Annotated in this window: 17 protein-coding genes; 7 read left to right on the top strand and 10 right to left on the bottom strand. The window is 61.2% G+C overall.

Features of this window, described 5'->3' with window-relative positions; all coding sequences use genetic code 11:
* Positions 1-3: 3 nt before the first annotated feature.
* From C2U37_RS15840 to C2U37_RS15860, 5 genes are all read right to left on the bottom strand, one after another.
* Positions 4-1,542, bottom strand: a complete 1,539-nt coding sequence (locus C2U37_RS15840; protein ID WP_010674088.1) for an inactive transglutaminase family protein — start codon at positions 1,540-1,542, stop codon at positions 4-6.
* A 3-nt stretch (positions 1,543-1,545) separates the two neighbouring features.
* Complete coding sequence (locus C2U37_RS15845) at positions 1,546-2,334, bottom strand: ATP-dependent zinc protease family protein (RefSeq protein ID WP_039039848.1); 789 nt, start codon at positions 2,332-2,334, stop codon at positions 1,546-1,548.
* Between the two features lie 52 nt (positions 2,335-2,386).
* The gene (cmoB, locus tag C2U37_RS15850) at positions 2,387-3,364 is read right to left on the bottom strand and encodes a tRNA 5-methoxyuridine(34)/uridine 5-oxyacetic acid(34) synthase CmoB (protein ID WP_104452671.1); all 978 of its coding nucleotides are present in this window, start codon (positions 3,362-3,364) and stop codon (positions 2,387-2,389) included.
* Positions 3,365-3,367: 3 nt separating this feature from the next.
* Positions 3,368-4,105, bottom strand: coding sequence for a carboxy-S-adenosyl-L-methionine synthase CmoA (cmoA, locus tag C2U37_RS15855; RefSeq protein ID WP_010674091.1), 738 nt, complete (start codon positions 4,103-4,105; stop codon positions 3,368-3,370).
* A 333-nt stretch (positions 4,106-4,438) separates the two neighbouring features.
* Positions 4,439-5,287: a DUF72 domain-containing protein gene (locus tag C2U37_RS15860; RefSeq protein WP_104452672.1), complete on the bottom strand. Its 849-nt coding sequence runs from the start codon at positions 5,285-5,287 to the stop codon at positions 4,439-4,441.
* Positions 5,288-5,715: 428 nt separating this feature from the next.
* Here C2U37_RS15860 and aspS point away from each other — a divergent pair, with 428 nt between their 5' ends.
* From aspS to C2U37_RS15880, 3 genes are all read left to right on the top strand, one after another.
* On the top strand, positions 5,716-7,482 hold the full coding sequence (gene aspS, locus C2U37_RS15870; RefSeq protein WP_104452673.1) for an aspartate--tRNA ligase: 1,767 nt from the start codon (positions 5,716-5,718) through the stop codon (positions 7,480-7,482).
* A 100-nt stretch (positions 7,483-7,582) separates the two neighbouring features.
* The gene (locus tag C2U37_RS15875) at positions 7,583-8,323 is read left to right on the top strand and encodes a YebC/PmpR family DNA-binding transcriptional regulator (RefSeq protein WP_104452674.1); all 741 of its coding nucleotides are present in this window, start codon (positions 7,583-7,585) and stop codon (positions 8,321-8,323) included.
* A gap of 414 nt (positions 8,324-8,737) precedes the next feature.
* Positions 8,738-10,363 (top strand): phosphoethanolamine transferase, encoded by a 1,626-nt coding sequence (locus tag C2U37_RS15880; RefSeq protein WP_104452675.1) that lies wholly within the window; start codon positions 8,738-8,740, stop codon positions 10,361-10,363.
* A 440-nt stretch (positions 10,364-10,803) separates the two neighbouring features.
* Here the strand turns inward: C2U37_RS15880 and nagC are convergent, their stop codons facing one another.
* The 3 genes from nagC to nagB are packed head-to-tail and all read right to left on the bottom strand — an operon-like array spanning position 10,804 to position 13,978.
* Positions 10,804-12,018 (bottom strand): DNA-binding transcriptional regulator NagC, encoded by a 1,215-nt coding sequence (gene nagC, locus C2U37_RS15885; RefSeq protein ID WP_010674096.1) that lies wholly within the window; start codon positions 12,016-12,018, stop codon positions 10,804-10,806.
* A 4-nt stretch (positions 12,019-12,022) separates the two neighbouring features.
* Entirely contained in the window at positions 12,023-13,168 is a 1,146-nt protein-coding gene (nagA, locus tag C2U37_RS15890; RefSeq protein WP_104452676.1) for an N-acetylglucosamine-6-phosphate deacetylase, read from the bottom strand.
* A 9-nt stretch (positions 13,169-13,177) separates the two neighbouring features.
* Positions 13,178-13,978 (bottom strand): glucosamine-6-phosphate deaminase, encoded by an 801-nt coding sequence (nagB, locus tag C2U37_RS15895; protein ID WP_043155198.1) that lies wholly within the window; start codon positions 13,976-13,978, stop codon positions 13,178-13,180.
* 272 nt (positions 13,979-14,250) lie between these two features.
* On the opposite strand from nagB, the gene nagE reads away from it, so the two are divergent.
* From nagE to glnS, 3 genes are all read left to right on the top strand, one after another.
* Complete coding sequence (gene nagE, locus C2U37_RS15900) at positions 14,251-15,705, top strand: N-acetylglucosamine-specific PTS transporter subunit IIBC (protein WP_039039841.1); 1,455 nt, start codon at positions 14,251-14,253, stop codon at positions 15,703-15,705.
* A gap of 122 nt (positions 15,706-15,827) precedes the next feature.
* Positions 15,828-18,491 carry a beta-N-acetylhexosaminidase gene (locus tag C2U37_RS15905; protein WP_104452677.1) on the top strand — a complete coding sequence of 888 codons (2,664 nt, stop codon included), beginning with the start codon at positions 15,828-15,830 and terminating at the stop codon, positions 18,489-18,491.
* 342 nt (positions 18,492-18,833) lie between these two features.
* Positions 18,834-20,495: a glutamine--tRNA ligase gene (gene glnS, locus C2U37_RS15910; RefSeq protein ID WP_104452678.1), complete on the top strand. Its 1,662-nt coding sequence runs from the start codon at positions 18,834-18,836 to the stop codon at positions 20,493-20,495.
* Between the two features lie 99 nt (positions 20,496-20,594).
* On the opposite strand, the gene fur is transcribed toward glnS, so the two are convergent.
* A complete protein-coding gene (gene fur, locus C2U37_RS15915; RefSeq protein WP_010674102.1) occupies positions 20,595-21,023 on the bottom strand; it encodes a ferric iron uptake transcriptional regulator in 429 nt (142 codons plus the stop codon).
* A 231-nt stretch (positions 21,024-21,254) separates the two neighbouring features.
* On the opposite strand from fur, the gene C2U37_RS15920 reads away from it, so the two are divergent.
* On the top strand, positions 21,255-21,728 hold the full coding sequence (locus C2U37_RS15920) for a DUF4442 domain-containing protein (protein WP_010674103.1): 474 nt from the start codon (positions 21,255-21,257) through the stop codon (positions 21,726-21,728).
* Positions 21,729-21,796: 68 nt separating this feature from the next.
* On the opposite strand, the gene fldA is transcribed toward C2U37_RS15920, so the two are convergent.
* A complete protein-coding gene (gene fldA, locus C2U37_RS15925; RefSeq protein WP_010674104.1) occupies positions 21,797-22,321 on the bottom strand; it encodes a flavodoxin FldA in 525 nt (174 codons plus the stop codon).
* Positions 22,322-22,329 lie beyond the last annotated feature (8 nt).

Below are 22,329 nucleotides of genomic sequence, written 5' to 3' on the forward strand. Positions count from 1 at the left end.
CTGTTACTTGTCCTTACCCGGGGTGGCACCAGACTTCATCTCGTCCACCAGCGGCTTGAAGCGCTTGAGCTCGCTCAGCTTGTAGCCGGTGTAGTTACCCATCAACAGCACGGTCGCCATCAGCACCAGCTGCAGGCCGAGGAAGTTGAAGGTGAGGTGACGAATGAGCTCGTTGTCCATGGCCAGGTAGGCGATGACCGCCACCAGCAGGGAGCCGCCGCCCTGGCGGAACACCTCTTTGGGACCCTCTTCTTCCCACAGGATGGACATGCGCTCGATGGTCCAGGAGAGGATGATCATCGGGAAGAAGGTGATCTTCATGCCGTCGGTCAGCCCCAGCTTGAAGGCGAACGCAGAGAAGATGCCGATCATCGAGATCACCATGATGATGATCGCCGATATTCGGGCCACCAGCAGCAGGTTCAGCCTCGAGAGGTAGGAGCGGATCACCAGGCCGGTGCCGACGATCAGCAGGAAGCCGATGAGGCCGGTGACCAGCGAGGTCTGGATGAAGGCGACCGCGATCAGCACCGGCATGAAGGTGCCGGAGGTCTTGATCCCCACGATGACCCGCAGGAACACCACCATCAGCACGCCGATGGGGATGAGCAGCAGACCCTTGAACAGGGCTTGCTCTTCCAGGGGCAGGCTGTGGATGGAGAAGTTCATCATCTCAGATTTTTCGAACTTCTGGGCCAGGGCCACGTTGACCGGTTGCTCCTGCTCGATCATCGAGAAGGTGACGCGGGAGTTGTGACCGCCGGTGACGTCCAGGAGGGCGCCGGAGTTGTACTCCCACAGCAGCAGGTTGGCCGGTTGACCCTGTTCACCGCTTTGCGGGTTGAACAGCTTGTAGTCGGTCGGGCTGTTGAAGACCTGCAGGTAATCCACCAGCTCCTGACGGCGACGGCCGTCTTCCAGGCTGAGGGCGTGAACCACCCGGGCCGGGACGTCCGCGTTGTTGAGCAGCTCGGCAATCAGATTGGCGCGGCTCTTGTGGGACTTGAGCAGCTCGGCGTTCTGTTCCTGCTTCTCGATCTCCTTGATGATCTCGCGGGTCAGGGTGTAGCCGTCGGCGGAGCGCTCCTGGGCGCGCTCCAGGATCTGCTTCATGGCCGTGGCGTAGGGCTCGCTCTCGATCTGCTTCTCGATGGCGGGCGGCTGCGGGTTGGCGGCGGGCTTGGCATGGGCATCGGCCATCATGTCGACCCGGTAGTAGAGCTCCTGACGGCCGGAGGCGGTGCGGATGGACCACTCGGCGCGGGCATCCCCGTCTTTTTCCACGAACGACAGGCCATAGCCCGGGCTCGCGGCGTTCTCGTTCATCAGGGTGAAGCCGGGCTGGGTGCCCGGAATGGCCAGGGAGGCGATCACCGGCTCGCCGGTGGCCTCGAATTCGAGCTTGGCTTCGATGGACCAGATCTGGCGCTTTTCACCCGGCGTGAGCGGGACGTCCAGCGCGATGTGATGATAGAAGGTCATCCCCAGGCCGACGATGTAGAGCAGGGCGACCAGCAGATAGAACGGCTTACGGGAAACCATGGATTATTTCACATCCTTGAGCTTGGGTTTGGGTTGGATATATTCGCGGGCCACGTCGACCACGGCGATGTCTTTGAGGAATTCACGGCCCAGCAGCACGGGGAAGGTCATGTCGCTGCGGTCCTTCAGGGTAAATTCGGCCTTCTCGGTCATGTCGCCGATGCGCACGGCGAGGCGGACCACGGGGCGACGGTCGAGATCGTCGGCGGAAGCCTGACGGACCCGCACGTGACGCACCAGGGGCGCTTCAATCTGGATCTTGTCGTCCATCTCCTGGTGGCTCAGGAAGAAGCGCACCCAGTTCTTGCCGTTGCGCTCGAAGATGGTGATCTCCTGGGCGCTGATGGAGGAGGTGGTGGCGCCGGTGTCGACCCGGGCCTGGAAGGCGTCGTTGGCGGCGTCAACCCAGATCCACTCCGCTTCACCCACCAGCAGCTTGCCATCGACGGTGTGGCCCTGGCTCGGCGCCGGGCACTTCTCGGTGGGAATGGGCATGGCCTTGGGCGGCTCGGGAGGCAGGGTAGCCAGCTTGCTGTCGACTTTCTTCACGGACTCTTTCATGTTGGTGACATCGGTGTTGAGCTGAACCAGCAGGTGCTGTTGCTGCACATACTGCTTCTGTTGCTGTTCCATGGATGTTTGCAGACGTTGCTCGCTCAACGAGATCTCGTTGCGCAGCTCGGCCAGCGTCAGGGTCGGGGCCGGGGGGGCTTTTTCCATACTGACACACCCGCCGAGACTGAGCAGGGAGAGCAGGGTCATTCCTTTTAATTTGCTTTTCATGTCATTCATTTAACTGTGCTTCCTGGAATTGGGTCAGTGTAACTTCCACAGCCGCCATCGGCTAGTCTTTGGCCTTTCTGGCGATCAGTACGGCACGTTTGGGTGCCGGGTATCCTTCGACCGTGAGTGCAGGATTGTGTGGATCCAGATAGTCACTCAGGGACTCGTTAATCATCCAGTCGGTACGACGCTGTTCGTCGGTGCTGGTCATATTCTCGTCGACGATGCGCACATCGGTGAACCCGCAGCGCTCGACCCAGCGTGTGAGGGCCGCGCTCGAGGGGAGGAACCAGACGTTGCGCATCTTGCCGTAGCGATCGGAGGGCATCAGCACCTGGTTTTCGTCGCCGTCCACCACCAGGGTCTCGAGCACCAGCTCCCCATCGTCTTTGAGCTGGTTGCGCAACTGCTCGATGTGCTCGATGGGGGACTTGCGATGATAGAGCACCCCCATGGAGAAGACGGTGTCAAAGGCCCGCAGATCCGGCAGCTCCTGGATACCGAGCGGCAGCAGGTGGGCGCGCTGGTCGTTGCCTGCGAAGTGGCGAATGGCTTCGAACTGGCAGAGGAACAGCGGGCTCGGGTCGATGCCGACCGCCAGTTTCGCCCCTTCCCCCACCATGCGCCAGAGGTGGTAGCCGCTGCCGCAGCCCACGTCCAGCACGTAGCGGCCCTGGAGCGGGCTGATGTGGGGCAGCACCCGATCCCACTTCCAGTCGGAGCGCCACTCGGTGTCGATGTGGATGCCGTGCACATGGAAGGGGCCCTTGCGCCAGGGCATGAGCTGGCGCAACAGGCTCTCGGTCTTCTTGCGCTCACCCTCTCCCAGGCTATCGGGGCCGCCGATGGCGACCCGCTCTTTGAGCTCTATCCGGCCGGGGGCCACGACGGGCAGCTTGGCGAGGGCGCGGTTCCAGCGCGGCAAATCCCCGTGCAGGTTGTCGTGCTGCCAGGCGTGCAGCTGGGCGGGCAGGGTGTGCAGCCAGTGGCTCAACCTGTTCTTGGCGATCAGTTGATAAAAATGGGCGAAATCGATCATGGCTTAGTTGGTGTCGCTGGCTTTGATGGCAATCATGGAGCCGAAGTTGAAGCACTGGAACCAGAGGTCCAGGTGGGTGAAGCCGGCGTCCCGCAGGCGCGCCTGATGGACCGCCAGGGTGTCGGTGCGCATCACGTTCTCAAGGGCGGTGCGCTTCTGGCTGATTTCCAGTTCGCTGTAGCCGTTGGCCCGTTTGAAGTCGAGGTGCAAGTCGATGAGCAGCTCGTTGACCTGCTCGTCATCGAAGCGGAACTTCTCGCTCAGGATGAGGATGCCGCCGGGGCGCAGGCCGTCAAAGATGCGCGCGATGAGGGCGGCCCGCTTCTCGGGGGCGACGAACTGCAGGGTGAAGTTGAGCACCACCACGGAGGCGTTCTCGATGGGGATGTCGCAGATGTCCGCCTCCACCAGCTCCACCGGCACCTCGGACTTGAAGCCCGAGAGGTGAGCGCGGGCCCGCTCGATCATGGGGTGGGAGAGATCCACCGCCGTGATCTGGCAGCCGGGCTGGGTGACGTGGCGGCGCATGGCCTGGGTCGCGGCGCCGAGGGAGCAGCCGAGATCGTAGAGGCGGCTCTGGGGCTGGGCGTAGCGGGCGGCCATCATGCCGATGGCGGAGATGATGTTGCTGTAACCGGGCACCGAGCGCTGGATCATGTCGGGGAAGACATCGACGACCTGCTCGTCAAAGCAGAAGTCTCCCAGACGGGCGATGGGGGCGGCAAAAATCTGATCGTGCATGCTGACGCAACCTGACAGCCGGTGTGGTGGGCGGCTGTTTTATTCAATTGAATCTTGGGTGGACGGGCATCGAAATGGCGTCGTCACCGGTTGACGAACGGGGCGGCTTGCTCCGGGATCCTTCGGGCTGCCCCTGTTCGCAACGGGCCATGGTCCGGGCCCTCAGGGTGCCGGGCTGGGGTGGGCAACGCATTGCCATGCACCCAGGCCCGGGACCTTACTTGGGGCGCTAGTGTAGAGGAAAGGCGGGCGTTTGTCTTGACGCCAACCCCGGTGGGACCACAAAAAAAGCGGCTTTTTTTGGGGACGGAGAAGGGGCGGGGAGGGGGCCGCTCAAAAGGGCAGCACCCCCTGGCGGGCGCGATCGTTTTCTCCTGGCCAGGGGGCCATCTCCTGGTCGAGCAGGCGGCTGATCTGCCGTGCGAGTTCGGGGGCCAGGGCATTGTCGGCGGTGTGAACAAAGAGGTAGAGATCCTTGCCCTCCTGAAGCCATTGTTTCCAATGTGGCAACCATGGTGGCAAAAATGGGTGATTGTCCTCGATTTGAGGCAAACCAATCAGGCGCACCACCGGGGCACCCCCCGTGGCCAGCAGATGGACCGGCAACCTGGGTTTCTTGCCCTGGGCATCGATCATGGCGGCCGTGGTGGCGGGCACCGAGAAGAGCGGGCGGCTGTCGAGCATGATGCGATTGATGCCCCGCGCCATCAGCATCCGGTTGAGGGCCCGTTCCGCCTCCCCCTTGGCGAAGAAATCGGGGTGGCGCACCTCGAGGGCATAGGTGAAATCCTGGGGCAGCCGCGCGAAGAAGGCATCCAGACGGGGCAGCCCCTCTGGCCCGAAGCGGGCGGGCAGTTGCAGCTTGAGCAGCCCCAGCTTGTCATGCAGGGGGGCCAGCAGGCGGATGAAGGCCGTCACCTGTTTGTCCGCGCTCACCAGATCGCTCTGGTGGCTGATCTCCTTGGGAAACTTGAAGCTGAAGCGAAAGTGGTCGGGGACCGCATCGGCCCAGCGCTGCACCGTCTCCGGGGTCGGCGAGGCGTAGAAGGTGGTGTTGCCCTCCACGGAGTTGAACACCCTGGCATAGTCGGCGAGGTGCTCGGCGGGCCTGGTATTCATCCCCAGCAACTGGCCGGGCCAGGCCGGGTGTGACCACTGGGGCAGGCCCAAATAGAGGCTCATGATGGTTCCTGTTGGCAGGTTGGCGCACTTTTGCCCTCCTTTTTGCGCCAGAACAACAAAAAACAGGGTAAAGGGGGCTGCGGGCCATTTTACCCAAATGGAGGTTTTCCTCTATAATGCCAACCCTTTTGTTTGCCACATTGTCGTAATGCGCGCGACCGAGCCCCCGGGTGACGATGATCGCGGCCCGGCAGTGGCCAGACAACGACGCCAGCCGATACCCCGGCGCCCACTCGTCATCCCGGTCGGGAGCGGGGGCATGCCTGGGGCGGCGGCAAGAATCCGGCTCGGGGAGCCGGATGACCCGAGACAGATTTCAAACCGGGCAAGAAGCAGGATCTGGCCAGCTGTGAGACAGACGGTGCTTGCCAGTCGTGCCCGGCGACCCAGGATGAACCGTCTCTCTACCATTTCGAAGGAAGAAGTCCATGCGCTCTATCTATTGCGGACAGGTCAATGAGGCCCATGCCGGGCAGACCATTACATTGTGCGGTTGGGTCCATCGTCGTCGTGATCTCGGCGGCCTCATCTTTATCGACATGCGCGACCGCGAGGGCATCGTGCAGGTGTTCTTCGATCCGGACAAGCCGGACGCCTTTGCCCTGGCCTCGGAGCTGCGCGGCGAGTTCTGCATCCAGGTGACCGGTGTGGTGCGTACCCGCCCCGACTCCCAGCGCAACAGCGACATGGCCACCGGTGCCATCGAGGTGTTCGCCCACGAGCTGACCATCATCAACCGTGCCGAGCCGCTGCCCCTTGACTTCAACCAGGTCAACAGCGAAGAGGTGAGCCTCAAGTACCGCTACCTGGACCTGCGTCGCCCCGAGATGGCCAAGTACTTGAAGACCCGTGCCAAGGCCAGTGCCTTCGTGCGCCGCTTCATGGACGAGCACGGCTTCCTCGACATCGAGACCCCGATGCTGACCAAGGCGACCCCGGAAGGGGCCCGTGACTACCTGGTGCCGAGCCGCGTGCACAAGGGCAAGTTCTACGCCCTGCCGCAGTCCCCCCAGCTGTTCAAGCAGTTGCTGATGATGTCCGGCTTCGACCGCTACTACCAGATCGTCAAGTGCTTCCGCGACGAAGACCTGCGTGCCGACCGCCAGCCGGAATTCACCCAGATCGACGTGGAGACCTCCTTCATGACCGCACCCCAGGTGCGTGAAATCATGGAAGAGATGATCCGCAAGCTCTGGCTGCACATCCTGAACGTGGACCTGGGTGACTTCCCCATCATGACCTTCGACGAGGCCATGCGCCGCTTCGGCTCCGACAAGCCTGACCTGCGCCTGCCCATGGAGCTGGTGGACGTGGCCGATCTCTTGACCGAGGTGGAGTTCGCCGTGTTCGCCGGCCCCGCCAAGGATCCGAAAGGCCGCGTGGCGGCCCTGAAGGTACCGGGCGGCGCGGAGCTGTCTCGCAAGCAGATCGACGAGTACACCAAGTTCGTCGGCATCTACGGTGCCAAGGGCCTGGCCTGGATGAAGGTCAACGAAGCCGGGAGCGGCCTCGAGGGCGTGCAGTCCCCGGTGGCCAAGTTCCTCTCTGACGCCATCGTGCGCGAGATCCTGGCCCGCACCGGCGCGATGGATGGCGACATCATCTTCTTCGGCGCCGACTCCAAGAAAGTGGTGTGCGATGCCATGGGCGCCCTGCGCCTGAAGGTGGGCCGCGATCTGGGCCTGATGGAGAACGTCTGGAAGCCCCTGTGGGTCATCGACTTCCCCATGTTCGAAGAAGATGGCGAAGGCGGCCTGGCGGCCATGCACCACCCCTTCACCGCCCCGAGCAACCTGGGCCCGGCCGAGCTGAAAGCGAACCCGGTGGGCGCTTACGCCAACGCCTACGACATGGTGATCAACGGCTACGAAGTGGGTGGCGGTTCTGTCCGTATCCACAACAGCGAGATGCAGTCCACCGTGTTCGACATCCTGGGGATCACCCCGGACGAGCAGCGCCTGAAGTTCGGCTTCCTGCTGGATGCCCTGAAATACGGCACCCCGCCCCACGCCGGCCTGGCCTTCGGTCTGGACCGCCTCAGCATGCTGCTGACCGGCACCGACAACATCCGGGATGTCATCGCCTTCCCGAAAACCACGGCGGCCGCCTGTCTGATGACAGACGCCCCGAGCTTTGCCAACCCGGCCCAACTGGGCGAGCTGGCGATTGCGACCACCGTCAAGGGTGACGAATAAGCCGTTATCGGCAACAAAGGCCGCAGCGATGCGGCCTTTCCCGTTTCCCCCTGGTCGATACCAGTGTTACTGAAATTTCCAACTATAACGGAGAGTCCCTATGGCAGGTCACAGTAAATGGGCCAACATCAAACACCGCAAGGCGGCGCAAGACGCCAAGCGCGGCAAGATCTTCACCAAGCTGATCCGCGAAATCACCACCTCCGCGCGTCTGGGTGATGCGGATCCTGCCAACAACCCCCGCCTGCGTGCGGCGGTGGCGGCAGCCCTGACCAGCAACATGACCCGCGACACCATCAACCGCGCCATCCAGCGTGGCGCCGGCGGCGGTGACGGCGAGCAGCTCGAGACCATCGTGTACGAAGGGTACGGCCCGGCCGGTTCCGCCGTCATGGTGGAGTGCCTGACCGACAACCGCAACCGTACCGTGGCCGAAGTGCGCCACGCCTTCAGCAAGTGCGGCGGCAACCTGGGGACCGACGGCTCCGTGGCCTATCTGTTCACCAAGAAGGGGGTGCTGACCTTCGTGGGCGCCGATGAAGACGCCCTGATGGACGCCGCCCTGGACGCCGGTGCCGACGACGTGGTGACCGAAGAAGATGGCACCATCGAGGTCTACACCACCCCGAACGACTTCGGCACCGTGCTGGACGGTCTGGAAGCGGCCGGCTTCAAGCCCGAGAGCGCCGAAGTGACCATGATCCCCTCCACCGAGGCGGAACTGGATGCCGAGACCGCGCCCAAGCTGATGCGCCTCATCGACATGCTGGAAGATCTGGACGACGTGCAGGAGGTGTACCACAACGGCTCCATCTCCGACGAGATCGCCGCGACCCTGTGATCCCCCAGGGCAAAGGGGAGGGCGACCACAACGGTCCTCTTCCCTGGCTCCGACGAGATCGCCGCGACTCTGTGATCCCCTAGGGCAAGGGGAGGGCGACCACAACGGTCCTCTTCCCCGGCTCCGACGAGATTGCCGCGACCCTGTTCAGGTTCGCGAACACACAGGTGCGACACCTTGTTTACCTTCGCAAACACGGCAGCCCGGGCTGCCGTTTTTTTATGTGCCAGACCGCGCACCTCCCCTTGTGGTTCGATTTCCTCTCTTAATGTTCGCTTAAGTTTGCCGTCCTAGGATGACCCCGTATCTGGACCTCCCTGGCTCTTGTCCTGTTTTTCAGGGCCGAGCGCCGGGATGGTCACCACGAAGCCTGCTGGCAGGTTGTTAGTTCCACTGGTTTGTCGGAGTCTCTCTATGCGTCTCACTCTGGGAGTGATGAAGGTCAATCTGTTGCTGGTGCTGCTGTTTGCACTGGTCTTCAACTGGCCCATTTTCCTGCACTTTTATCGTATTCTCAGCGCCCTTGAACACGTCAAGGCGGGGTTTGTCCTCTCCATTCCCCTGGTACTGGTGGCGGCCCTCAACGCGGTGTTCCTGCCCTTTACCTTCCGTTATCTGCTCAAGCCCTTTTTCGCCTTGCTCATCCTGACCGGCTCCCTGGTCAGCTACGCCATGCTCAAGTACGGGGTGATCTTCGACATGGGCATGATGCAGAACATCATCGAAACCAACAGTGGGGAGGCGGGCTCCTACCTCAACGGCTCCGTGGTGCTCTGGTTCCTGCTGACCGGCCTGCTGCCGGTGCTGGTCCTGCTGTGGGTGAAGATTGAGTATCCCCGTCCCTGGTACAAGGGACTGGGTCTGCGCCTCGGTTCCATCGCCCTCTCCTTGCTGTTTCTGATGGGGGCTGCCGCCCTCTATTACCAGGATTACGCCTCGGTCGGGCGCAACAACAAGTCCCTCGGCAAGGAGATAGTGCCCGCCAACTATGTGCACGGGCTCTACAAGTACGCCAGGGATGTGGTCTTCGCCACTCCCATTCCCTACCAGCAGATCGGCACCGATGCCAGGGTGATCGGCCAGCATGAGAAGCCGACCCTGATGTTCCTGGTGGTGGGGGAGACGGCTCGCAGCCAGAACTACTCCCTCAACGGCTACAAGAAGGAGACCAACGGCTTCACCGAGAAGGAGGCCAATGTGGTCTCGTTCAGGGACGTGCGCTCCTGCGGCACCGCCACGGCGCTCTCCGTGCCCTGCATGTTCTCGAACATGACCCGGCGCGGCTATGACGAGGCCAGGGCCCAGTCCCAGGACGGCTTGCTGGACGTGCTGCAACATGCCGGGATCTCGGTGCTCTGGAAGGAGAACGACGGCGGCTGCAAGGGGGTGTGCAAAAACGTCCCCACCATCGAGATTGAGCCCAAGGCATTCCCCGCATACTGCTCCGGCAATGCCTGTCATGACGAGGTGCTGTTGCAGGGGCTGGATCAGCAGATCGCCGACATGCAGGGCAAACAGGGCAGCAAGCTGGTGGCCTTCCACCTGATGGGCAGCCACGGTCCGACCTACTATCGCCGCTACCCGGCCGCCGATCGCGTCTTCCTGCCGGACTGCCCGCGCAGCGACATCGAGAACTGCAGCAACGAAGAGCTGGTGAACACCTATGACAACACTATCCGCTACACCGACAAGGTGCTGGCCCAGCTCATCGACAAGCTCAAGAGCCTGGAGAGCCAGTACAACGTGGGGCTGGTCTATCTGTCGGATCACGGCGAATCTCTCGGCGCCATGGGGCTCTATCTGCACGGCACCCCCTACAAGTTCGCACCGGACGATCAGACCCGGGTGCCGCTCCTGACCTGGTTCTCTCCCCAGTTGCAGGCAGACCGTCAGCTCAATCTGGATTGCCTGCAACAGGAGGCAGCCAGCAAGCGCTTCTCCCACGACAACCTGTTCCACTCCATGCTCGGTATCATGGACGTGCAGACCCAGGTCTATGACGGCAAGCTGGATCTCTTCAAACCGTGCCGGGCGGGGTGAATGGGCCCGAGCGGTTGAGCGGCACGACAACCTGTTGCCCCGCACCATGCTCGGCATCATGGACGTGCAGACCCAGGCCTATGACGGCAAGCTGGATCTGTTCAAGCCGTGCCGGGCGGGGTGAATGGGCCAGAACGGTTGAGCGGCACGACAACCTGTTGCCCCGCACCATGCTTGGCATCATGGACGTGCAGACCCAGGTCTATGACGGCAAGCTGGATCTGTTCAAGCCGTGCCGGGCGGGGTAAATGGGCCCGAGCGGTTGAGCGGCACGACAACCTGTTGCCCCGCACCATGCTCGGCATCATGGACGTGCAGACCCAGGTCTATGACGGCAAGCTGGATCTGTTCAAACCGTGCCGGGCGGGGTGAACCTGCGAAAACAGACCATAAAAAAACGGCAGCCACTGGCTGCCGTTTTCGTATCCGAAGGGGTGGGCCTACTTTTGCTCCATGATGATCTGCAGCAGATCCCCTTCCAGCAGGGAGCGCTTGACCAGGGCGAAGCCGCCGATGGTGGGCTGGTTCTGGAAGCGCGCCTTCACGATGGGCAGGCCGCGATGGAAACTTGGCAGAGACTGGTGCTCGACACAGCGGCGGATGGCCGGGATCAGGATCTCTTCGGCGGCGGTGATTTCGCCGGCGATGAGCACCTTCTGGGGGTTGAACAGGTTGACCGTGATGGCGATGGCGCGCCCCAGGTGCTCCCCCACGTTCTCGATCACGCTGCGGGCCAGCTCGTCACCGGCCACCGCCGCCTTGCACACCTCCTGGATGGTGATGTGCTTCTCTTGCAGCGAACTCAGGTGACCGCGGCTGATGAGCTCCTTCACCTTGTCGACGATGGCCTCGTTGGAGGCGATGGTCTCGAGGCAGCCGAAGTTGCCGCAGTGGCAGCGCTTGCCAAGGGGTTCGACCTGGATGTGGCCTATTTCGCCGACGTTGCGGTTCTGGCCGAGAAACACCTTGCCCTTGGTGATGATGCCCGAGCCCGTCCCCTGGTGGACACTCACCAGGATGGAGTCCATGCAGTCGCGGGACTCGCCGAAGAAGTGCTCGGCCAGCGCCAGCGAACGGGTGTCGTTGCCCACGTAGCAGGGGAGGTTGAAGTGGTGCTCCAGGAGCTTGGCGAGCCCCAGGTTGCGGATCTGGTAGGTGGGGGTGTAGATGACCATGCCGGATTCCGGGTTGACCAGACCCGGCATGGTCAGCGCGATGCTGATGAGGTTGCGGCTGCGATCCTGATTGGCGTCGATGAAGGCGCCAATCTCCCGCAGCAGCATGTCCACCACGGGTTGCTGCTCGATCTCGGTCACCTGGGTGATGTGCTGATCGAGCTCCTTGCCGTCGAGGTCATACAGGGAGAGCTGCAGGTAGCCGCGACCCAGCTTGGCGGACACAAACTGGAAGCGATGCTTGATGGTGGTCAGGGAGATGGCGCGGCGCCCGCCAGTGGAGGCTTGCGGCGAGGTTTCCCTGATGAGGCCGTGCTCGATCAGTTGCCGGGTTATCTTGGTCACGCTGGCCGGGGCCAGCTGACTCAACTCGGCAATTTTGACCCGCGAGATGGGCCCCTGCAGGTCAATGAGGCGATAGACGACCGCACTGTTTACCTGCTTGATAAGATCTACGTTTGCTATTTGTCCGCCAGTCATAGTGTCACTGTGTTGTGTAGTGTCCGTTAACCACGGTCCCGCAGACCGCGAAGGCCTGATCAAAGACGGTGAGGTTGGCAATTTTTCCGACCTGGATACTACCGAGACGCGAGTCCCATCCAATGGCGCGAGCGGGGTAAAGGGTGGCCATTCTCAGTGCTTCGTCGAGCGGCAATCCGACCTGTTTGACCAGATTTTCCACCCCTTCGATCATGGTGAGGGCGGAGCCGCCGAGTGTACCATTCTCATCGACGCACTGACCATCGCGGAAATAGACGGTTGCGCCGCAAAAATCAAATTTCTCAAAGCCTTCCGGTGCACCTGCCGCCGCGGTTGCATCGGTGACCAGCACCAGCCGCTCCCCCAGCATCCTGTGCGCCAGACGCACGTTGGCCCAGTGTACGTGGTGGCCGTCGACGATGATGCCCGCATAGACATCCTTGCGATCGTAGATGGCGCCGACCACGCCGGGCTCGCGACCATTCAGGGTCGGGGTCATGGCGTTGTAGAGGTGGGTGGCAAAGCGCATGCCGTTGTCAAAGCCCGCCATGGCCTGGTCGTAGTTGGCGGCGGTGTGGCCGGCGGAGACCAGGATGCCGGCTTCCACCAGACGGCGGATGTGTTCGGGCTTGTTGCGCTCCGGCGCCAGGGTGATCTTGGCGATGGCGTCTGCGTTGTCGCAGAAGAAGTCGATCATCTCGTCGGCGGGCTGGCGGATCTGTTCGGCCGGGTGGATCCCCTTGCGCTTGAGGTTGGTATAGGGCCCTTCCAGATGGACGCCAAGCACCTCGTTGGGGTGGGCGGCCATGTAGTCGCGGGTGACGGCGACGGCCTGCTTCATGTCCGCATCCGGGCTGGTGATCAGGGTCGGCAGGAAGCTGGTGGTCCCGGATTTCAGGTTGGCCGCCTGCATGGTGGCCAGGGTCTCGGTGGTGATGTGACCGTTGAACATGACGCCACCGCAGCCGTTGAGCTGGACGTCGATGAAGCCGGCGCTGAGGTTGGCGCCCTGGAGGTCAATCTGCTCGATGCCGGCGGGCAGTTCTGCCTGGCGGGAGATGGCGACAATCTTGTCGCCATCGATGACCACGCCATAACCGGTCAGCACGCAGCTGCCGGTGTAGAGAGTGCAATTAGTCAGAGCGTACATGGGAGCTCCTCAGAGGTGCTTGATATTGTCGGCTTCCAGTTGCTGGAAGTAGCGCACCGTCTTGACCTTCAACTCCATGGTGGAAGGTTCGTCGCACACCACAATCCCTTTCGGATGCAGTTGCAGGGTGGAGATGGTCCACATGTGGTTGACGCAGCCCTCCACGGTGGCCTGCAGGGCCTGGGCCTTGGCGTGACCGACCACCAGGATCAGGATCTCTTCGGCGTCCATCAGGGTGCCGACACCCACGGTCAGGGCCAGCTTGGGCACCTGCTCCATGTCGCCGCCAAAGAAGCGGGAGTTGGCGATGCGGGTGTCTTCGGTCAGGGTCTTGACCCGGGTACGGGAAGCCAGGGAAGAGGCCGGTTCGTTGAAGGCGATGTGGCCGTCATTGCCGACGCCGCCCATGAACAGGTGGATCTTGCCGTAGGACTTGATCTTGTCTTCGTAACGCTGGCACTCGGCCACCAGATCCTCGGCGTTGCCATTGAGGATGTTGATGTTTTCCGGGCGAATGTCAACGTGATTGAAGAAGTTGTTGTGCATGAAGCTGTGGTAGCTCTCCGGATGTTCCTTGGGCAGCCCCACGTACTCGTCCATGTTGAAGGTGACCACGTTCTGGAAGCTCACCTCGCCGGCTTTATGCAGCTCAATCAGGCGCTTGTAGGTGTTGAGCGGGGTACCGCCAGTGGGCAGACCCAGCACGAAGGGGCGCTCGGCAGTGGGCTTGAACGCATTGATGCGGTCAACGATGTAACGGGCAGACCAGAGACCCACCTGGCTGGCAGACTTCAACGGGATCAGGCGCATTCTATATACCTCAGTACGGTTGCCGCACAGGGAGTGACGGCAAGGGACCAGACACGGATTCAAGTTGTTTTATAGCGTAAATAAAGATTGCGAACTAAGCCACATCTATCGGCTACCTTTATCTCTGTTGAGTGATAATGATCACGAAAGCTGGTTTATTAATTTGCGCAGCGAAATAAAACACATAGACTGCCAATCAAGCCTTGATGGCTTATGCGTCGAACGTGATAAGCACTTAATTTCTAGAAAAACACCAACTAAGGAGAGGAACCGTGAACATTCTCGGTTATTTGCAAAAGATCGGCCGTGCCCTGATGGTGCCGGTAGCGGTATTGCCTGCCGCCGCGATCCTGATGGGGATTGGCTACTGGATTGACCCGAACGGTTGGGGTGGCGGAAGCCCTCTGGCTGCGTTTCTGATCAAGGCGGGCGCCGCCATCATCGACAGTATGCCCATTCTGTTCGCCGTCGGCGTCGCTTACGGCATGTCCAAGGATAAAGACGGTTCCGCCGCGCTGGCCGGTCTGGTCGGCTTCCTGGTGGTCACCACCCTGCTGAGCCCGGGCGCCGTGGCCCAGATCAAGGGTATCCCGGCCGACCAGGTGCCGGCAGCCTTTGCCAAGATCAGCAACCAGTTCGTCGGCATCCTGTGTGGTGTCATCGCCGCCGAGCTCTACAACCGCTTCAGCAGCGTGGAGCTGCACAAGGCGCTGGCCTTCTTCTCCGGTCGTCGTCTGGTGCCGATCGTGACCTCCGTGGTGATGATCGTCGTCTCCTTCATCCTGATGGCCGTCTGGCCTGTCATCTATGGTGGCTTGGTGAGCTTCGGTGAATCCATCGTCAGCATGGGCTCCACCGGTGCCGGCATCTACGCCTTCTTCAACCGTCTGCTGATCCCGGTCGGTCTGCACCACGCCCTGAACTCCGTGTTCTGGTTCGACGTGGCCGGCATCAACGACATCCCGAACTTCCTGGGTGGCCAGTCCTCCATCGACGCCGGCAAGGCTGTCGTGGGTGTGACCGGCATGTACCAGGCCGGCTTCTTCCCCATCATGATGTTCGGTCTGCCGGGTGCCGCACTGGCCATCTACCACAGCGCGAAGAAAGAGAACAAAGAGAAGGTTGCGTCCATCATGATCGCTGCCGCCTTTGCCGCCTTCTTCACCGGGGTGACCGAGCCGCTCGAGTTCTCCTTCATGTTCGTGGCGCCGGTACTGTACGTCATCCATGCCCTGCTGACCGGTATCTCCGTGTTCATCGCAGCCTCCATGCACTGGATCGCCGGTTTCGGCTTCAGCGCCGGTCTGGTGGATATGGTGCTCTCCAGCCGCAACCCGCTGGCGACCCAGTGGTACATGCTGCTGGTACAGGGTCTGGTCTTCTTCGGCCTCTACTACGTGGTCTTCCGCGCCGTGATCGCCAAGTTCAACCTGAAAACCCCGGGTCGTGAAGATGACGAAGCCGTACCGGTACAGGCTCAAACCACCGACCGCACCGAGCTGGCCAAGCAGTATCTGGAAGTGCTGGGTGGTCAGGAGAACCTGGTGACCATCGATGCCTGCATCACCCGTCTGCGTCTGACCCTGAAAGACCGCAGCATCGTTGACGAGCGCAAGCTCAAAGCTCTGGGCGCGGCCGGTGTGGTCAAGCTCGGTGAGCAGAACCTGCAGGTGATTCTGGGCCCATTGGCCGAGATCATCGCCGGTGAGATGAAAGCCCTGCGTTAATCGAGCGACTCGCTCACCTCAAGTCTAAGTCCATTGTTGACATAACTAAGGGCCCCGCCTCGGGGCCCCATATAAAAAAAGCCAAGAAAATCCAACCTTTACTTCAAATGAGAGCAGCAGTTATGAACTTGAAACATTCTCTGTTAGCCATTGCCATGTCTACCGTTTTCGCCGGTCCCGCACTTGCAGCCGATGCTGCCAGGCAAGCGGTGGTCGACGCCCTCGCCAGCAACCTCGTCGTCAAGTACGAAGTCGTCACCAATGACGGTGCCGGCGCCGGTCTTGACTGCCAGGCGCTGGGCTCCGAGTGGGCGAGCTGCGGCGTTGCCAAGCTGCACCTGACCAACACCGGTGCCGACGTCACCTCCAAGGACTGGAGCATCTATGTCTCCTCCATCCGCCGCATCCAGCGGGTGGACAACGACCAGTTCACCATCACCCACCTGACCGGCGACCTCTATCGTTTGACGCCGACCGAGAAGTTCCAGGGCTTTGCCAAGGACGCCACGGTCGAGGTGCCCCTGGTGGTGGAATACTGGGTATTGTTCGAATCTGACATCATGCCGAACTGGTATGTCGCCAGTGAAGGGGCCGAGCCGAAAGTGCTGGCCAGCATGAGCAACATCGACGATGCCAGCACCTACGAGAAGCCGATGCCGGCAGATGGCTGGAAGCGCACCAAGGATGACAACAACATCCTGATGAACAGCGAGACCCGTTTCGCCGCCAACCAGACCAGCACCCTGCTGCCTGCCGGCAAGATTGACGACCGCATCCTGCCAAGCCCGATGAAGCAGGTGGTCAAGGCCGGCCCGCAAGTCGACTTCTCCACCATCAAGCTCAATGCCCTTGACCTGCCGAGCGATCGCGCCGAGGCCCTGAAGGCGCAACTGACCAAGCTGGGTGTTACCCTCTCCGACACCGGCTACCCGGTCACCATCAAGCTCGGCAGCAAGCTCAAGCAGGCCGAAGGCTACGACATGACCATCGGCAAGAAGGGCACCGTCATCCAGGGGCACGACGTTGACGGCGCCTTCTGGGGCGCCCAGTCCCTGATCTCTCTGCTGGGTGTTGACGACAAGCTGGTGAGCCAGATGAGCGTCGAGGATGCGCCGCGCTTTGAATACCGCGGCATGCAGACCGACGTGGCCCGTCACTTCCGAAGCCCCGAGACCATGAAGAAGCTGGTTGACCAGATGTCCGCCATGAAGCTCAACGTGCTGCACCTGGGGCTGACCAACGATGAAGGCTGGCGTCTGGAGATCCCGGGCCTGCCGGAGCTGACCGACGTCGGCAGCCAGCGTTGCCATGACGAGTCCGAAACCAAGTGCCTGATGCCGCAGCTCGGCTCCGGCCCCACCAGCGACAACCAGGGCTCCGGTTTCTACAGCAAGGCGGACTACATCGACCTGGTACGCTATGCCAAGGCCCGCGGTGTGACCGTGATCCCCGAGATCAACATGCCGGCCCACGCCCGTGCCGCCGTGGTCTCCATGGAGGCGCGCTACAAGCGTCTGATGAGCGAGGGCAAAGAAGCCGAGGCCAACCAGTTCCGTCTGACTGACCCGGCCGATACCTCCAACGTCACCTCGGTGCAGTTCTACGACAAGATGTCCTTCATCAACCCCTGCCAGCCGGGTGCCGCCACCTTCGTTGCCAAGGTGATGGACGAAGTGGCCCAGATGCACCAGGCCGCCGGCCAGCCGCTGACCGCCTGGCACTACGGTGGTGACGAGGCGAAGAACATCATGCAGGGCGGTGGTTACCAGGATCCAGCCGTCACCAAGAAAGAAGATCTGGTGGCCTGGAAGGGCAACGTCGACTCCAGCAAGCAGGACAAGCCGTTCGGCAAGTCCCCCATGTGCCAGAAGATGATCGACGATGGCAAGATCAAGGACGTGGCCGAGCTGCCGGTCTACTTTGCCAAGGAAGTGAGCGAGATGGTCAAGGGCCACGGCTTCTCCACCCTGCAGGCGTGGGAAGATGGCCTGAAGTACGCCACGGATGCCAGCGTATTCGCCACCGACAAGACCCGGGTCAACTTCTGGGAAACCCTCTACTGGGGTGGTTTCAACGAGGCGATGAAGTGGGCGCACAAGGGCTATGACGTGGTGCTCTCCAACCCGGATTACCTCTACTTCGACTTCCCGAACGAGGTACACCCGGCCGAGCGCGGCTACTACTGGGCAACCCGCTTCAACGACACCCGCAAGGTGTTCGCCTTCTCCCCGGAAAACCTGCCGCAGAACGCCGAGACCTCGGTTGACCGCGACGGCAACGCCTTCGTGGCCAAGGGTGACCAGGATCCGGTCAAGTTCAAGGGGATCTCCGGTCAGCAGTGGAGTGAAACCGTGCGCACCGATGCCCAGTACGAATACATGGTCTATCCGCGCATCTTCTCCGTGGCCGAGCGCGCCTGGCACAAGGGCGGCTTTGAGCTCGATTACGTGAAGGGTCGCGAGTTCTCCGGCACCACCAAGCATGTGAACAAGGCCACCCTTAACAAGGAGTGGAACCAGTTTGCCAACGTGCTGGGTCAGCGCGTGCTGCCCAAACTGGACCAGGCCGGTGTTGAATACCGCCTCTCCGTACCGGGTGCCAAGGTGGTGAACGGTGTGCTGGAAGCGAACGTGGATCTGCCGGGTCTGCCCATCCAGTACAGCCTGGATGGCAAGAGCTGGAGCGCCTACGACGCTGCCGCCAAGCCGACCGTGGATGGCAAGGTCTACCTGCGTACCACCAGCTTCGATGGCAAGCGCACCAGCCGCGTCACCGAGCTGAACTGATAGCTAGCCTTCAATCCATAACGCAAGGTGGGTCGCAAGACCCGCCTTTCCCAAGGGCGATGGCCATCGGGTTTGGGAAAGGTTGACTCTGCGTGTGAACCTTTGTTGTGTGTGTTTTGTCTGTTTTTCATCACTTGAGACCCCGCCCCGTGCGGGGCTTTTTTTGATCAGGATCTCTGCAATTTCTCCCGTTTCGCCGTTTTTGGTGCGCCAATGACCCGAATTGGCCAAATTCAGGTTGAGGCAGGGCGCGTAATGAGGGATCATACCCGGCTTGACGGCGGGGGTATGAGGGTGCCAGCCGGCACAACGTCCGCCAGTGACGCATTTTTGAGGTGAGCCATGAGTCAGGCGAACAGCCCAACTAACTTTATTCGTCAGATCATTGATGAAGATCTGGCCAGCGGTAAGCACAGCAGCGTGCATACCCGTTTCCCGCCGGAGCCGAACGGTTATCTCCATATCGGCCACGCCAAATCCATCTGCCTGAACTTCGGCATCGCCCGCGACTATCAGGGTCAGTGCAACCTGCGTTTCGATGACACCAACCCGGCGAAGGAAGACATCGAGTTCGTGGAGTCCATCAAGCAGGACGTCCAGTGGCTGGGCTTCCAGTGGAGCGGCGAGATCTGCTACTCCTCCGACTATTTCCACAAGCTGCACGGCTACGCCATCGAGCTCATCGAGAAGGGACTGGCCTATGTGGACGAGCTCTCCCCGGAGCAGATGCGCGAATACCGCGGCACGCTGACCGCCCCTGGCAAGAACAGCCCGTTCCGCGATCGCAGCGTGGAAGAAAACTTGGCCCTGTTCGCCAAGATGAAGAACGGTGAGATGGCCGAAGGGAGCGCCTGCCTGCGCGCCAAGATCGACATGGCATCCCCCTTCATGGTGATGCGCGATCCCGTCATCTATCGCATCAAGTTTGCCCACCACCACCAGACCGGTGACGAGTGGTGCATCTACCCGATGTATGACTTCACCCATTGCATCTCGGACGCCCTGGAGGGGATCACCCACTCCCTGTGTACCCTGGAGTTCCAGGACAACCGTCGCCTGTATGACTGGGTGCTGGACAACATCAGCATCGACTGTCACCCCCGTCAGTACGAGTTCTCCCGTCTGAACCTCGAATACACCGTCATGTCCAAGCGCAAGCTGAACCTGCTGGTGACCGAGGGGCACGTGAACGGCTGGGATGATCCGCGCATGCTGACCGTCTCCGGTCTGCGCCGCCGTGGTTACACCCCGGCCTCCATCCGCGAGTTCTGCAAGCGCATCGGTGTGACCAAGCAGGACAACATCGTTGAGATGAGCATGCTGGAAGCCTGCATCCGCGACGATCTCAACGAGAACGCCCCGCGCGCCATGGCCGTGCTGCACCCGGTGAAGGTGGTGATCGAGAACCTGGCGGCCGACGAAGTGCTGACGGCGCCTGCGCACCCGAACAAGTCGGAGATGGGGACCCGTGAGCTGCATTTCTCCCGCGAAATTTTCATCGATGAAGCGGACTTCAAAGAGGAAGCCAACAAGCAGTTCAAGCGACTGGTGCTGGGCAAGGAAGTGCGCCTGCGCAATGCCTACGTCATCAAGGCCGAACGGGTCGAAAAGGATGCGGACGGCAAGGTCACCTGCATCTACTGCTCTTACGACCCCGAGACCCTGGGCAAGGATCCGGCGGACGGTCGCAAGGTGAAAGGGGTGATCCATTGGGTCAGCGCCACTCACTCCCTGCCAGCCGAAGTGCGTCTCTATGACCGTCTGTTCAAGGTGCCGAACCCGGGCGCCGAGGATGACTTCGAAGCGGCCCTGAATCCGGAATCCCTGGTGATCATCGAAGGGGCCCGGGTGGAGGCTTCCCTGAAGGATGCCAAGCCGGAGTTTGCCTACCAGTTCGAGCGTGAAGGTTACTTCTGCGCCGACAACAAGCTCTCCAGCGCCGAGCGCCTGGTGTTCAACCGCACCGTGGCCCTGCGTGACGTCTGGGGCAAGGCCGAGGCCTGATAGAAGAGGGCAGGGGAGACCCTGCCGCTTCTGGTCCGGATTGCGGACACAAAAAAGCCAGCATCATGCTGGCTTTTTTATTGCGCTGACCCGGCCGAATCAATCGTCGTGCTTGCAGTCACCGTTGGCGCAGTGGCCATACAGGTAAAGGCTGTGGTTGGTCAGGCGGATGTTGTGCGCCTTGGCGATGTCGCGCTGGCGCTGTTCGATCACCTCGTCGGAGAACTCGATCACCTTGCCGCAGTCGAGGCAGACCAGGTGGTCGTGGTGCTCCTGGGTGGCCAGCTCGAACACCGACTTGCCCCCTTCGAAATGGTGACGGGTGACGATACCGGCATCATCAAACTGGTTGAGAACGCGATAAACGGTAGCGAGACCAATCTCCTCGCCCTGATCGATCAGCCGTTTGTACAGATCTTCCGCACTGGTGTGCTGGCAGTCCGGCTGTTGCAGGATTTCCAGGATCTTGACACGGGGCAAGGTGATCTTGAGCCCGGCCTTTTTTAACGCTTGGTTGTTGTCTGCCATTTCTATTTATTCGCATTCTCGAAGGTGTGGTTATTCTGATTGACTGCCGCTGTAATGGCAACCACGAACTCGCTTGGCCTGTCATTATAGGTCGTAGCCAAGTTAAAAATAAACCCAGCAATTCAAGGGCTTTAGCTCATCAAGCCCGTCATGGGAATATTCAGGCCCGCTTGCTCGACCAGAGAATGTTGATACTATGTGACTTCTTTATAGTCTGGTCGGATGAGATCCATGGATTGGCTTTTCGGCAATGCCGCCTGGGTGCGCTGCGCCCTCAACGCCTGGCCCCCCTTCTGGGGTGCAGGCATCAAGATAGAAACCCTGAGCCCCGATTTTCGCTTCTGCCGGGTCACTCTCAAGTCCCGCTGGTGGAACAAGAATGCCAACCGGACCCAGTTCGGTGGCAGCATGTTCGCCATGACGGATCCCATCTACCCGTTGATGCTGATGGGCTATTTCAAGAACCGCTACTACGTGTGGGACAAGGCGGGCAGCATCAATTTCATCAAGCCGGGCAAGGGCAAACTGGTGGCGGAGTTCACCCTGAGCGACGCCAAGCTGGCATCGATCGTGGCGGCGACCGAGGGGGGAGAGAAGCACTTTCCCGAGTTCGAGGTGCAGGTGCAGGATGGCCAGGGCGAGCTGGTGGCCCAGGTGAAGCGCACCCTCTATGTCAGATCCAAGCCCCAGCACAGGGGGGGCTGAATGCCTGCTGCAGATGCAACAAGGGCCCCGTCGGGGCCCTTGTTGCATGAAGAGGGAGGGAGATCAGATCACTCCAGCTCGCCCAGGCACATCTCTTCGTGCAGCTGTTTGCACCAGCCCTTGACGCGCTCTGCAGTCAGCTCGGGTTGGCGATCTTCGTCGATGCCCAGGCCCACGAAGTGCTTGTCATCCACGAGCGCCTTGGAGGCTTCGAACTCGTAGCTCGCGGTCGGCCAGTGGCCGATGATGATGGCGCCCTTGGCTTCGACGATGTCACGCAGGGTACCCATGGCGTCGAGGAAGTACTCGGCATAGTCTTCCTGATCGCCGCATCCGAAGATGGCCACCAGCTTGTTGTTGAAGTCGATCTCTTCGAGTTCGGGGAAGAAGTCGTCCCAATCGGCCTGGGCTTCGCCGTAGTACCAAGTCGGGATGCCGAACATCAGCAGATCGAAGCTGTCTATGTCGGCCTTGCTGCTCTTGGCAATGTCACGGACTTCAATCAGTTGTTTGCCCAGTTCTTTCTGGATCATCTTGGCGACAGCTTCGGTATTACCGGTATCACTGCCGAAAAACAGACCTACACTAGCCATAGTGTTTC

The sequence above is a fragment of the Aeromonas sp. ASNIH1 genome, assembly GCF_002934285.1.
GTDB classification, from domain to species: Bacteria; Pseudomonadota; Gammaproteobacteria; order Enterobacterales; family Aeromonadaceae; genus Aeromonas; species Aeromonas caviae.

Coding starts and splice junctions, on each gene's coding strand:
- C2U37_RS15840 (WP_010674088.1), bottom strand. CDS start 1,542: ATGGTTTCCCGTAAGCCGTTCTATCTGCTGGTCGCCCTGCTCTACATC.
- C2U37_RS15845 (WP_039039848.1), bottom strand. CDS start 2,334: ATGAATGACATGAAAAGCAAATTAAAAGGAATGACCCTGCTCTCCCTG.
- cmoB (WP_104452671.1), bottom strand. CDS start 3,364: ATGATCGATTTCGCCCATTTTTATCAACTGATCGCCAAGAACAGGTTG.
- cmoA (WP_010674091.1), bottom strand. CDS start 4,105: ATGCACGATCAGATTTTTGCCGCCCCCATCGCCCGTCTGGGAGACTTC.
- C2U37_RS15860 (WP_104452672.1), bottom strand. CDS start 5,287: ATGAGCCTCTATTTGGGCCTGCCCCAGTGGTCACACCCGGCCTGGCCC.
- aspS (WP_104452673.1), top strand. CDS start 5,716: ATGCGCTCTATCTATTGCGGACAGGTCAATGAGGCCCATGCCGGGCAG.
- C2U37_RS15875 (WP_104452674.1), top strand. CDS start 7,583: ATGGCAGGTCACAGTAAATGGGCCAACATCAAACACCGCAAGGCGGCG.
- C2U37_RS15880 (WP_104452675.1), top strand. CDS start 8,738: ATGCGTCTCACTCTGGGAGTGATGAAGGTCAATCTGTTGCTGGTGCTG.
- nagC (WP_010674096.1), bottom strand. CDS start 12,018: ATGACTGGCGGACAAATAGCAAACGTAGATCTTATCAAGCAGGTAAAC.
- nagA (WP_104452676.1), bottom strand. CDS start 13,168: ATGTACGCTCTGACTAATTGCACTCTCTACACCGGCAGCTGCGTGCTG.
- nagB (WP_043155198.1), bottom strand. CDS start 13,978: ATGCGCCTGATCCCGTTGAAGTCTGCCAGCCAGGTGGGTCTCTGGTCT.
- C2U37_RS15905 (WP_104452677.1), top strand. CDS start 15,828: ATGAACTTGAAACATTCTCTGTTAGCCATTGCCATGTCTACCGTTTTC.
- glnS (WP_104452678.1), top strand. CDS start 18,834: ATGAGTCAGGCGAACAGCCCAACTAACTTTATTCGTCAGATCATTGAT.
- fur (WP_010674102.1), bottom strand. CDS start 21,023: ATGGCAGACAACAACCAAGCGTTAAAAAAGGCCGGGCTCAAGATCACC.
- C2U37_RS15920 (WP_010674103.1), top strand. CDS start 21,255: ATGGATTGGCTTTTCGGCAATGCCGCCTGGGTGCGCTGCGCCCTCAAC.
- fldA (WP_010674104.1), bottom strand. CDS start 22,321: ATGGCTAGTGTAGGTCTGTTTTTCGGCAGTGATACCGGTAATACCGAA.